At 44.6% G+C, this 12,476-nt stretch carries 12 protein-coding genes; 2 read left to right on the forward strand and 10 right to left on the reverse strand.

The annotated features are described in order from the left end of the window. Positions 1-38: 38 nt before the first annotated feature. The 10 genes from BMX44_RS03340 to BMX44_RS03385 all read right to left on the reverse strand — a co-directional run bounded on the left by BMX44_RS03340 (position 39) and on the right by BMX44_RS03385 (position 9,923). A complete protein-coding gene (locus BMX44_RS03340; RefSeq protein ID WP_090627981.1) occupies positions 39-2,639 on the reverse strand; it encodes a glycosyltransferase family 39 protein in 2,601 nt (866 codons plus the stop codon). Between the two features lie 43 nt (positions 2,640-2,682). Then, on the reverse strand, positions 2,683-3,690 hold the full coding sequence (mltG, locus tag BMX44_RS03345) for an endolytic transglycosylase MltG (protein ID WP_090627984.1): 1,008 nt from the start codon (positions 3,688-3,690) through the stop codon (positions 2,683-2,685). Between the two features lie 17 nt (positions 3,691-3,707). After that, a complete protein-coding gene (fabF, locus tag BMX44_RS03350; protein WP_090627987.1) occupies positions 3,708-4,949 on the reverse strand; it encodes a beta-ketoacyl-ACP synthase II in 1,242 nt (413 codons plus the stop codon). Between the two features lie 28 nt (positions 4,950-4,977). Further along, positions 4,978-5,217, reverse strand: coding sequence for an acyl carrier protein (gene acpP / locus BMX44_RS03355; protein WP_090627989.1), 240 nt, complete (start codon positions 5,215-5,217; stop codon positions 4,978-4,980). Between the two features lie 160 nt (positions 5,218-5,377). Further along, positions 5,378-6,115, reverse strand: coding sequence for a 3-oxoacyl-ACP reductase FabG (gene fabG, locus BMX44_RS03360; RefSeq protein WP_177167651.1), 738 nt, complete (start codon positions 6,113-6,115; stop codon positions 5,378-5,380). Positions 6,116-6,175: 60 nt separating this feature from the next. Further along, positions 6,176-7,114, reverse strand: coding sequence for an ACP S-malonyltransferase (gene fabD / locus BMX44_RS03365; RefSeq protein WP_090627991.1), 939 nt, complete (start codon positions 7,112-7,114; stop codon positions 6,176-6,178). Between the two features lie 5 nt (positions 7,115-7,119). After that, the gene (locus BMX44_RS03370; RefSeq protein ID WP_090627994.1) at positions 7,120-8,076 is read right to left on the reverse strand and encodes a beta-ketoacyl-ACP synthase III; all 957 of its coding nucleotides are present in this window, start codon (positions 8,074-8,076) and stop codon (positions 7,120-7,122) included. 40 nt (positions 8,077-8,116) lie between these two features. Continuing rightward, a complete protein-coding gene (plsX, locus tag BMX44_RS03375) occupies positions 8,117-9,127 on the reverse strand; it encodes a phosphate acyltransferase PlsX (protein WP_090627996.1) in 1,011 nt (336 codons plus the stop codon). Positions 9,128-9,196: 69 nt separating this feature from the next. After that, positions 9,197-9,379, reverse strand: a complete 183-nt coding sequence (gene rpmF, locus BMX44_RS03380) for a 50S ribosomal protein L32 (RefSeq protein ID WP_090627999.1) — start codon at positions 9,377-9,379, stop codon at positions 9,197-9,199. A gap of 34 nt (positions 9,380-9,413) precedes the next feature. Continuing rightward, positions 9,414-9,923: a YceD family protein gene (locus BMX44_RS03385; protein ID WP_090628001.1), complete on the reverse strand. Its 510-nt coding sequence runs from the start codon at positions 9,921-9,923 to the stop codon at positions 9,414-9,416. 47 nt (positions 9,924-9,970) lie between these two features. On the opposite strand from BMX44_RS03385, the gene BMX44_RS03390 reads away from it, so the two are divergent. Together BMX44_RS03390 and BMX44_RS03395 are read left to right on the forward strand one after the other, a co-directional pair. After that, positions 9,971-10,579: a Maf family nucleotide pyrophosphatase gene (locus tag BMX44_RS03390; RefSeq protein ID WP_090628003.1), complete on the forward strand. Its 609-nt coding sequence runs from the start codon at positions 9,971-9,973 to the stop codon at positions 10,577-10,579. Positions 10,580-11,090: 511 nt separating this feature from the next. Continuing rightward, positions 11,091-12,377: a putative O-glycosylation ligase, exosortase A system-associated gene (locus BMX44_RS03395; protein WP_090628006.1), complete on the forward strand. Its 1,287-nt coding sequence runs from the start codon at positions 11,091-11,093 to the stop codon at positions 12,375-12,377. Positions 12,378-12,476 lie beyond the last annotated feature (99 nt).

Genomic DNA, 12,476 nt, shown 5'->3' on the forward strand with positions numbered 1-12,476 from the left:
GATGCTGTTCAGCAAGCAGAAAAAAGATGAAGTATCTCTCAAGCAGGCACTCCTTTAAATCCTCTGGCTACACGAAAATAGACACGTCTTAGAACAACTCCATTACTATGGATCGTACGATACTGAATTGCACCGGGTTGAATTAGCATTTGTTTCAAATTATCACCTTCACGGATTTGATCCAGATGAGTCGGCTTCATGCCAACCTGAATAATGGGCCTACTTGTAGGTAGCTGAGATGGAAACCAGTAACTGTACATTGCGCCACTGTCGCCAAACAAATTTCTCGAACGAATATCAAGATCACCGCGCGCATGATTGTAGAAGTACAGGCTGCTTGCAATTGACCATTTACTCATACCGACAACTATTGGCTCCATACCGGATTGCTTTCTGACTTCTTCCGCAATCTGCTCAACCGCATAGGTTGTTTCACGCCAAAAATAATGTTCTGTAAACAAATGATAAGGGATTCCAGGTACTCCCAGAACAAGATAATGCAAAGTAAATGCATACGCCAGCAGACAAATCGCGATTGTATGTTGCCATGTACGCTGCACCCAGGCAGCAAATCTGTTCACATTTTCCGTTTTGACAAGCATCCAGGCGATAGACGGCAATACCGCAAGCCAGACAGGTCCTGTCCAATGAAATTTTGGATGGTCGAATGTACTGAAAACCAGAAACACCAAAAGCGGCACACCGGTCATGACCTTTATAAACAGTTGTTTTCTGGCTACTGATTTGTATGGAAATGTATTCTGTTTTTCGCTATCAGGGTTTTGAGTAAGCGCCAGAACTGCTGCAAGAAACCCAACAGGTGTTAACAAAATGATTATGTAAATAATCAAAAAATGAACTGAAAACTGACTGCTGTTTGCCACATGTCGCGTTGATTGAAATACAAAAGACGCCCAATCATGCTGAAAATTCCAGATTAACACTGGTGAAAAAATAAGTAGTGCAAGAATAATCGCCAGATAAAGGTGCGGCCGCGCCATTGAACGGCGTGCCACAGGATCAATTAGCACAAAAACCAACGCGGCCAGCCCTAGTAAAATTAATGTATATTTGGATAGCATTCCGACGCCGAATGCCGCCCCTACACCCAGCCACGCCGATGGTTGATCCGCGACAAGCGCCCGCTCCATAAAAAAGAGCGCAGCCATCCAGGCGGCTGCCAGCGGAGCATCCGGTGTCATCAAAAAGCCTGATGCAAAACCCATTGGCAACACTGAAAACAGCAACATTGCCCGAAATGCAGTTGATTTATCGTATAGATTCTGCGCGTAAGCATATAGAAACCCCAATACCAACAGACTACACACAAATGCTCCTGCACGCACTCCAACTTCATTATCACCAAAAATGGCGGTACTCAACCAGATCAACCAAGCAACCATGGGTGGATGATCATAAAAACTCAAATCCATATGTTGAGCATATTGCCAGTAATACGCCTCATCCGGGATTAGTTGCGCAAGGCCAAGATAAATTAGGCGTAACAGTATACAGAATCCCACGACACCGATTGCAGCAACACGCCAGCGCATATGCTGCGACGGAGAATGTTGCCCGTTTGGAAAAACGTAAAAAGCGGTACCCAGATAGTTAATCAGGGCAGTTGCAGCAATGGCGGGAAAAATTGCCAATGACGGTGACATATTCAGCATATGCACACACAACGCCAGCACTCCGCCACGCAGCAATAACGAAAGCGCACCAATCGTAAGAAAACGTATAAACGGAGCCCATTGTAAACAGTATCTATCGTTGGCACGAAAAGACCAGGTTGCGTTCATTGCATAATTTATGCAAATCGCTACCAGAAAACTGACAATATGCGCCAGAGCGAGCCCGGTTTCGCGACCGATCATCCACTGGAACATCAGAACATCGGCCACCATACCCAACAATCCAACTACTGTAAAACGACCCGCAGTACCTGCAGAAACCGAACCGCCTGCCAGTGTCATCAAGCGCTGTAAATAAGTCAGCTGATGAGAAAATGAAAGCTTAGAAGTGCCATGTGCCCGATCACGAAAACAGATTGGTATCTCTTTGATACGCAGATTATCGTCGTTGGCCATCAGAATCTCGAGTAGAATCTTGTAACCGTGGGCTTGTTTTGAAACGGTCGCGGCGAACTCGCGCCGAAATGCGAAAAAGCCTGAGGTCGCATCACTGACATCGCAAAAAGGGCGAGCCAGCAATCCTCCAATACGCGACAGCATATGCCTGTAAAAAGGCCATCCATGAACACCACCGCCATCAATATACCGACTGCCAATAACCACATCATATTGATCATGCAGCAAAGGTTCTACCAAAGCTTTCAACTGCTCGTGCGGATGACTTAGATCAGCGTCCATGACAACAATGATATCGCTTTGTGCCGCGTCCGTTCCGGCCAGGATCGAAGCCGTCAAATCCGGTTTACCGGATCTCTCGATCAGATGTATATTGGTATGTTTCTGCCAGTTGCGTATTTTCTCGGGGGTGCCGTCGTTTGAACTGTCGTCGACAAAAATAACTTCAAATGTACTGGATGGAATGTTTAATGCAAAAAGACGTGCTAACAGCAAATCGATATTTTCTGACTCATTCAGTGTCGGAACAACAATCGAAAATTGAGTCATGCAAACTCACAGACTTCAGATATAAATTTTTGACTTAACATTTTTATTTTTTTCGCTGCCGCTGATACTTAACGACAGCCCGGTTGTGGTCTGCAAGGTTTGTAGAAAAAATCGATTCTCCATTACCTTTTGCAACAAAATAGAGTGAATCGGTTGTTGCCGGATTAACTGCTGCATAAATAGATGCAAGACCCGGCATTGCTATCGGAGTTGGCGGCAAACCGGAGCGTGTATAAGTATTGTAATCATGATCCGTCTGCAGATCTATTTTACGCAAATTACCATCAAACTGGTTTCCAAGACCGTAAATCACAGTCGGGTCAGTTTGCAAACGCATACCGATACGCAACCGATTGATGAAAACGCCAGCAATCTCTGCACGATCACTGTCCAATCCGGTTTCCTTCTCGATTATAGATGCCAGAATTAGCGCTTCATATGGAGATTCCAGTGGCAATGAATCCCCCCGCATCGACCAGGCTTCCTGTAAATGTTTCTGCATAGCCCGATAGGCGCGCTGCAAAACATCTACATCCTTACTGTTTTTAATAACGTAATAGGTATCAGGAAAGAAAAGACCCTCTGCGGCATTTTCGCTGGCACCAATTAACCGCAGAATTTCTTCTTCACTCAGTCCAAGGGTTGTATTTTGTATGTTTGGGTGCTCATACAGCGCTTCCATGAACTGAGAAAATGTCCATCCTTCAATAAATCTGACTTCATTTTGCCGTATATCACCCTTAATCAGGTATTCCAGCAAGGCTATTTGAGAAATTTCCCGTGTCAGCCGATAATCACCAGCCTTAATGGCCGACTCTTTTCCAAGCAAACGTGATAACAAAATAAAGGACCAGTTGTTCGGAAGTATACCTTCATGAGCCAATTGGTTACTTATCTGCTTTAAATTGCTGCCTGGCTCAATTGAAAACTCATAAGGTACAACCGGCAAAGGTAAATTACGATGATAATGATAATAAAGCCACCCCAGGGTCAGGATGGCAATAAAAACAAATCCGAAGAGAAATATAAACAGGCGTTTTAGCGAAAGCATGCGCCAACGAATCTAATTTACACTTTACGGAATACTAGCGTGCCATTGGTACCACCAAAACCGAAAGAATTGGACAATGCAGCCTCAATTTTCATTTCCCGCGCTTCATTGGCGACATAATCAAGATCGCATTGCGGATCCTGATTATCGAGGTTGATTGTCGGCGGTGATATCTGATGATAAACAGCTAATGTAGAAAATATAGCTTCAATTCCCCCCGCAGCACCCAGTAAGTGTCCGGTCATTGATTTTGTCGAATTCACCGCCAGCTTCGTAGCATGTTCACCAAAACAACGTTTGACTGCGATTGTCTCTGCAATATCGCCTAAAGGCGTTGACGTTCCATGCGCATTAACATAATCAATCTCTGATGGACTCAGACGGGCATTCTTTAGTGCATTTTCCATACATCGTGATGCACCTTCTCCGTCTTCACTGGGTGCAGTCATATGATAGGCGTCCGCACTCATACCAAATCCTGCTAGTTCTGCGTAAATAGTCGCTCCCCTGCTTTTGGCATGTTCCATTTCTTCCAGCACCAATACCCCTGCGCCTTCTCCTAACACGAAACCATCCCGTGACAGATCCCAAGGTCGACTCGCGGATTGTGGATTATCATTACTCACTGACAACGCCTTGGCAGCCGCGAATCCGCCTATTGCCAGCGGAGTAACGCAGGATTCTGCTCCTCCGCAAATCATGATATCGACATCATCATATTCAATCATGCGTGCAGAATTTCCAATACTGTGCGTTGCTGTTGTACATGCAGTTACAATCGCAAGATTGGGTCCTTTGTAACCATATTTTATGGACAAATTACCCGAAATCATGTTTATGATTGTACTGGGAATAAAAAAAGGAGAGATTTTACGTGGTCCACCTTTATGATAGGCTTCATCAGTATTCTCGATCATAGGCAAACCACCTATTCCAGAACCAATATTTACACCGATACGTTCAGCCTGCAGACCGGATATGTCTTCTATACCTGCATTTTTTATGGATTGTATTGCAGCTGCCATACCGTAATGAATGAAAACATCCATACGGCGCGCCTCTTTGACTGGTAAATATTCACTGACATCGAAACCTTCTACTTCTCCTGCAATTTGTGAGGTAAAAGCTGATGCATCAAACCGGGTAATACGGCGGATACCCGACTTACCAGCGGTTATATTTCCCCATGCTTCTGAAATTGTATTGCCAACGGGTGAGATAATACCCATCCCGGTTACAACCACCCTGCGTTTGGACAAAATAACTCCGTTCTATTACAAATAAGTATTAATTACCTGCGTTCTCAGTGACATAATCAATTGCTTCTTGAACAGTATTGATTTTTTCAGCCTGTTCATCTGGAATTTCGCATTCAAATTCTTCTTCAAGCGCCATTACCAATTCCACTGTATCCAGTGAATCTGCTCCCAAATCGTTTACAAATGATGACTCATTCTTGACTTCCTCTTCTTTTACACCAAGTTGTTCAGCTACGATTTTTTTAATGCGCTGTTCTACGTTTTCCATTTAAATGCTTCCTTCAAAATAAGAAAAAGATTTTGATATATTAACAAATTTTAAAATTCTGCAAAACAAATATCTGGCGTGTGCCCGCGCAAGCGATCAACAACAACTTGAATATTTTTTTGCATAAAAACAGATAGTTGAGTAACATCCGAACACGTTGTTAATCCATATACATACCGCCATTGACGTGCAGCGTTGAACCGGTAATGTAACCAGCCTCAGAAGAGGCCAGAAAAGCAACTGCCGATGCAACCTCCTCAGTGCCTCCCAGCCTTCCTAACGGGACGTGCTGGATCAGGCTTTGTTGTTGTTCTTCACTGAGCGCCCTGGTCATATCGGTCTCGATAAAACCGGGTGCCACGCAATTGACCGTAATATTACGACTGCCAACCTCTCGCGCGAGAGATTTACTAAAACCAAACATACCCGCCTTGGCGGCTGCATAGTTTGTCTGCCCTATATTTCCAATTGCACCTACTACAGAAGAAATATTTATAATTCGCCCATAACGCGCTTTCATCATGGAACGCAACACAGTCCTGCACAATCGATAAACAGATTTGAGATTTGTTTCCATAATTTCATCCCATTCTTCGTCTTTCATGCGCACCAGAAGATTATCACGCGTAATCCCTGCATTGTTGACAAGAATTTCAACTTCACCAAATTTCTCACGAATAGCTTCGAACGTGGATTTAACCTGATCAGCATCACCTACATCCAGAACGCTTCCAGCTCCCTGAATTCCCGCATTACTCAGATACTGGTCAATCGAATCCGCACCTGCCTGCGTTGTAGCCGTGCCGATTACAATGGCGCCATGCGATCCAAGCTTCTGTGCGATTGCCTGCCCTATACCGCGGCTCGCACCTGTTACTAATGCAATCCTATTTTGCAAATTCTGACTCCATAAAATCCATGCTGGCACGTATTATGCCCGAATAATGCCAGTGTGTTATCACGAAAGAACATCACGCCCCTGCTTGACCGCATCACTGCTTGAAAACGACAGATGCTGTATACTACGGTCGATACGCTTGTTAAGTCCGGTTAAAACATTCCCCGGGCCGCATTCAGCAATATGTGTAACACCTTCAGCAGCAAGTGTTTTTATCGTATCAACCCATCGTACCGGACTATAAAGTTGGCTCGTTAAAACCCCCTTGATCGTATCCACATTTTCATGTGCGCGCACATCGACATTATGAATAATTGGTATATCGGGGGAACGCATGGCTGTATGAGTTAGCTGCTGCTGCATTTTGTCCGCGGCCGGTTTCATCAGCCGGCAGTGCGACGGAATACTCATTGGCAGCATTACAGCCCGCTTTGCACCTTTTGCCTTGGCCATCTCAACACCTTTCAGCACCGCGCTCTTGTGGCCGGCGATAACCACCTGACCTGGCGAATTATAATTGGCCGCTTCAATGGATTCCTGATTGGCTTGTTCTGTAATATCCTGGCAGATTGCTTCAATCACCGCATCTTCCAAACCCAGTATCGCGGCCATTCCACCAACGCCTTCTGGAACCGATTGTTGCATCTCACGAGCACGAAAACGCACTAACTCAAGCGCATCTGAAAAGTTAAGCGCCCCCCCTGCAACCAGTGCAGTATATTCACCTAAACTGTGGCCAGCCAGGAACGCAGGCCGGGCACCCTCCAGTACCTGCCAACATCGATATACCGCTACGCCTGCCGTTAGCATCAGCGGTTGCGTATTGACAGTCAGATTCAGTAATTCTGCCGGACCATCGCTCACCAACGACCAGAAATCCTGACTTAATAAATCGGACGCCTCGTCAAATGTTTCACGTATAACCGGTATATCTGCATAATTATTCATCATGCCGACTGACTGCGAGCCCTGACCGGGAAAAACAAATGCAAATTTCATAAATATCACCAGCGAAGTAGCACCGCTCCCCAGGTAAAACCGCCGCCGACGCCCTCTAGCAGCACTAGCTGATCTTTATGGATACGTCCATCTTTAACCGCAATATCCAATGCCAATGGTATGGACGCGGCAGATGTATTACCATGCTTATCAACTGTCACAACGACTTTATCCAACGGTATGCCCAGCTTCTGCGCAGTTGAACGTATAATACGTATATTGGCCTGATGCGGTATCAGCCAGTCGATATCTGAAGGGCTCAACTTGTTCTCCTCAACAGCTTCTCGCACCACATCTTCCAGTACTTTGACTGCAAATTTAAAAACCGTGCCACCTTCCATGTTAATGTAAGGATTACCCTGAACAGCCCCACCTTCTATGTTGCCAGGCACCGACAATACGTCCTTATAACTGCCACTTGCATGCAAGTGGCTCGATAAAATGCCGGGGTGCTCGCTTTGAGACAACACAACTGCACCAGCGCCATCCCCAAACAAAACACAGGTGCTGCGATCATTCCAGTCTAGTATTTTGGAATAAATCTCGGTACCAACCACCAGCGCATTTCTACATTTTCCCGAACTAATAAACTGATCAGCAGTAGCCAGTGCATATACAAAACCACTGCACACGGCCTGCACATCAAAGGCAGGGCAGTTATCCGCACCCAGCTTATGCTGTAAAATGCAGGCTGTACTTGGAAAGACCATATCCGGCGTCGTTGTCGCCACTATTATCAGATCAATGTCACTGCTGGCAATGTTCGCAGCTTTCATGGCCTCCCGACTGGCATACAAAGCAAGATCGCTTGCCTTCTGGTTTTTTTCCGCAATATGCCGTTGCGTAATTCCCGTGCGTGTTCGTATCCATTCATCACTTGTCTCCACCATTTTTTCCAAGTCATGATTGGTCAAAACCTTTTCGGGCAGATAGCTACCGGTTCCTGTGATTCGCGAATACATTATTTATAAATTTTACGTAACAATAAAATATCATTCAGGGTTATTGGGAAAGTTCGGCTACACGTTCGCTGATGCGACGTAACATTCCTCCGCGCACCTCATCCGAAGCTCGTTTAATCGCAGCAGTAAAAGCAATGATATCCGCAGAACCATGACTTTTAATAACGATGCCTTTCAGGCCAAGAAAACTTGCTCCGTTATACTGTCGATGATCTACTCGGCGCTTGAATGCATTGATAGCCGGCACCGCAAAAACACCAGCCAGTTTTGTCAACAGATTACGTTTAAACTCCTCGCGCAAATAGGTTGCGAGCATCTGTGCCAGCCCCTCTGACGTTTTAAGCGTGACATTACCGACAAAACCATCACAAACGACAACATCCGTAGTTCCTTTATAAATATCATCGCCCTCTACATTACCATAAAAATTAAGCCCGCTACTACGAAGCAGATCTGCCGCCCGTTTAACGATTTCATTACCCTTGATTTCCTCCTCGCCAATATTCAATAATCCGACACTGGGCGCAGCTTTATTTTCAACGGAAGATACTAATGAAGCGCCCATGACGCCGAACTGCAATAAATGTTCGGCTGTGCAATTAACATTGGCACCCATATCCAGCACATATGTGTGGCCGGTTACAGTTGGCAAAATCACCGCCAATGCGGGACGATCAATTCCTGGAATCGTTTTCAAAACGAAACGCGATGTAGCAAGTAACGCACCAGTATTGCCGGCACTGATACAAGCTTGGGCCTCACCTGTTTTAACCAGATTGATTGCAACACGCATTGATGAATCTTTTTTGCTGCGCAGCGCCAGCGCAGGCGATTCGTCCATACCGACAATTTCGCTGGCCGGATGAATTTGTATGCCGCGATGATCGGAATTAATCTTTTGTACCCGCAGCTCCGATTCGATCGCTTCCGGAATACCTACCAGAATAATATTGGCTTCAGGATCGCGACGAAGGAAATTAATTGCCGAAGGTACAGTCACATGGGGGCCATGATCCCCCCCCATACAATCGATCGCTACTGTTATATTCAATTTCGAAGCCTTTCTGGCCAGCTGTATATCAACACTTGAAACGGAGAAAACAGAAGATGAAGAGAAAGGTCAATCGTCCGACTTGGTGTTTACAACTTTTTTTCCGCGATAATAACCGTTTGGACTAATATGATGACGCAGATGCACCTCGCCAGTGCTCGGCTCTATAGCCAGGGGAGGATTCTTCAACGCATCATGCGATCGATGCATGCCGCGCTTGGATGGTGACTTTTTATTTTGTTGAACAGCCATATACAATAACTCCTTTACAAATACTCTATCGTTTTCAGCGTATCTTTTTCAGTGACTCCAATGCCGAAAACGGACTCTCAGAATCTGAATTTTCTGTCGCTTTATACCGCTTTGAATCATAGACATCGCACTCGCCCTCTTTGTGGCGCGAGGAAATCGCAAGACTCAGAATAATCTCTTCTTCAATTAAATCTTGTACATCCATGTCTGCAATCGCCAATAATGCATCAACAGTTTCATCCTCATCCGCCTGGATCAATTCTGCTTCAGTTTCGACCAACAACAGCGAAGTCTGTATCTCAAGCTGGTGAACCAGGCTGCCCAGACAGCGCTGACAACAAAGATGCATCTCTCCATTTATCTGCAATTGCAGATATGGTTTATTGTCCCGCCCGACAATCCCATTGATCCTGTATTCGACGTCACCGCTATTCTCATGAAGAAAATCCTGAATACGCTCTAAATCGGCGAGCTGTATTTTACCATGACGTTCTCCTGCTTTGCGTACAAAATCAAGAGCATTGATTACAAATCGCACAGACATAAGGCGCGCATGTTATATTCTTTATCTTTAAGTGTCAAAAAATGAAAATGGATGCTTCAAACAAAAAAAAAAATTCACGTACCATTATTCTTGGATCGAGTTCTGTTTACCGCCGGGAATTACTGGAGCGATTGCAAATACCTTTTGAATCGGTCAGTCCTCAAATTGAAGAATCAATCCTGCCGGATGAGGCGCCAGAACAAACTGCCCGGCGTCTGGCTGAAGCCAAAGCTCATGCAGTAGCCAGACAATATAGACAGCAGGTTCTGGTTATCGGTTCTGATCAGGTGGCTGTATTTAATGGAACACATCTAGGCAAACCGCTGACCTATGCAAACGCATTCAAACAATTACAGTTGATACGCGGCAATGAAGTCACCTTTTATACAGCCTTGTGCTTGCTCAACAGTCATACGAATCAACTGCAGGCCCGCGTAATTCCCTATCATGTAAAATTCCGGTATCTGAGCGATCAGCAGATTAAAAATTACCTGAGTAAAGAGCAGCCCTATCACTGTTCTGGCAGTGCCAAATCAGAGGGCCTTGGCATTGCATTAATGGAATACATGCGCGGTGACGACCCCAATGCATTGATCGGCTTGCCATTGATTGCTTTGATTGAAATGCTCAGCAATGAAGGAATAAATATTATCTGATCCGGTTTATCTACAGCACTTAACGTCACACAGTAACAATATAAATTATGCCGGCCAGCAAACATAGACAAAATCCCGACTTATCTATCACGATTTGTCTGCGTAGAAAATTAACTGACAGTTATCTTTCGGCACAGCAACACCAGTTTAAAGCACGAGAAGCGGCAGACAATGCGCATAAATCAAACCTTTAACATAAACAACCCTGCATTACAATTAACAACAATTCCACTACGGATTTCTGAGTCTTGTCAGCAATATTATTCAGAGGTATAGACTCACGCCGTACTCGCTCACAATCTAACCAGCACATTTAGCACATTTAGCACATTTAGCACATTTAGCACATTTGTATATATTGCCTGATTATAATTTAGACCGAATGCTTGACAAAATTTACGACCCTGCCTGCAACAATTAAAAATACAAGTTTACCAAGCATGCACCAACCAAATGTAATAATTCATTTAGCACAGGCGTCTGATGGCTGGGCTGCCAGAGGAGGCGGTAATTGAGAGATTTATTGATTTTCCTGATCGTTTTTGGATTGCTGCCCTATGTATTGAAAAGGCCGCACTGGGGAATCTATCTTTGGTCATGGATCGGATATATGAACCCTCACCGATTAGGATGGAGCTTTGCATTCTATTTCCCATTTGCACAGATTATCGGGTTGGTAACCCTGATTTCTTTTTTTGTATCATCAAAGAAACTGAAATTTTTCTGGTCGCCAACAATGGGATGGCTGATATTTTTCAATATTTGGATGCTGATATCGACTCTATTTGCCATGTACCCGGATGTTGCATGGTCTCAATGGGAAAAAATAATAAAAATACAGTTAGTTATATTCTTGACTCTGTTTGCATTGGTCGACAGGGAAAAAATTCACATTTTTGTCTGGATCATCGTTATATCTATCGGTTTCTATGGCTTTAAAGGCGGTATTTTTACTTTGACAACAGGCGGCGGTTCGCATGTACTGGGCCCGCGGGGTGGCTTTATAGCTGGCAATACTGAGATCGGCCTGGCTCTCGTCATGATCCTGCCGCTGGTCTGGTATTTATTTTTACATTCTCAAAACAAATGGATACGTTATGGATTAGTGCTATCTATGTTCCTTATTGCAATCGGAATACTCGGAACACAGTCCCGCGGTGCATTTCTGGCGATTTCTGCCGTTTCAGCTTTCTTGTGGCTTAAAAGCTCACGCAAGATGGTAATCTTTATTGCATTGCTGATGCTGTCCCCGTTTTTTTACATGGTTATGCCTCAATCCTGGCACGATCGTATGGCAACCATACAAAATTATGAAGAGGATGGATCAGCCATGTCACGTTTGAAAGCGTGGGAGTTCGGATATGCCATGGCACTTGACCGACCTTTCACCGGTGGCGGCTATGAAAGTCATACAGTTGAAAATTATGAGCGCTATGTTCCGCATCAGATAGAGCAGGGCATTGCCACATTTCACGATTATCATAGTATATATTTCGAGATTCTGGCAGAACATGGTTTTGTTGGTTTGTTTATTTTTTTGATGTTGTTTGTTCAATATTGGCGGACTGCGAACAAAATCATTAGAACCTGCAAGGATACCGGTCAAAACAAATGGGCACTTGATCTGGCCGCAATGCTGCAGGTTTCATTTATTGGATATGCTGTCGGAGGCGCTTTTTTGGGACTGGCTTATTTCGATCTTTTTTACCACTACCTGGCCATTTTGGTTATGACGTTAAAAATCCTGGAAGATGAAAAAAACGACCCGGCACCTACAACAGTACCCGCAACGAAATAACATGAAGCACCCGTCTAGCCAAATTTATTGCCTCTGGCGTAAAAGCCTGCATTAAGCTGTGTACAGACTTATCCAGGTGTTATAGATACAATATAAACA

Source organism: Nitrosomonas marina (assembly GCF_900110145.1).
Lineage (GTDB): Bacteria > Pseudomonadota > Gammaproteobacteria > Burkholderiales > Nitrosomonadaceae > Nitrosomonas > Nitrosomonas marina.

Excerpts from the sequence above, each read along its gene's own strand:
- BMX44_RS03340 (WP_090627981.1), bottom strand. The coding sequence starts at position 2,639 with ATGACTCAATTTTCGATTGTTGTTCCGACACTGAATGAGTCAGAAAAT.
- mltG (WP_090627984.1), bottom strand. The coding sequence starts at position 3,690 with ATGCTTTCGCTAAAACGCCTGTTTATATTTCTCTTCGGATTTGTTTTT.
- acpP (WP_090627989.1), bottom strand. The coding sequence starts at position 5,217 with ATGGAAAACGTAGAACAGCGCATTAAAAAAATCGTAGCTGAACAACTT.
- fabD (WP_090627991.1), bottom strand. The coding sequence starts at position 7,114 with ATGAAATTTGCATTTGTTTTTCCCGGTCAGGGCTCGCAGTCAGTCGGC.
- BMX44_RS03370 (WP_090627994.1), bottom strand. The coding sequence starts at position 8,076 with ATGTATTCGCGAATCACAGGAACCGGTAGCTATCTGCCCGAAAAGGTT.
- rpmF (WP_090627999.1), bottom strand. The coding sequence starts at position 9,379 with ATGGCTGTTCAACAAAATAAAAAGTCACCATCCAAGCGCGGCATGCAT.
- BMX44_RS03385 (WP_090628001.1), bottom strand. The coding sequence starts at position 9,923 with ATGTCTGTGCGATTTGTAATCAATGCTCTTGATTTTGTACGCAAAGCA.
- BMX44_RS03390 (WP_090628003.1), top strand. The coding sequence starts at position 9,971 with ATGGATGCTTCAAACAAAAAAAAAAATTCACGTACCATTATTCTTGGA.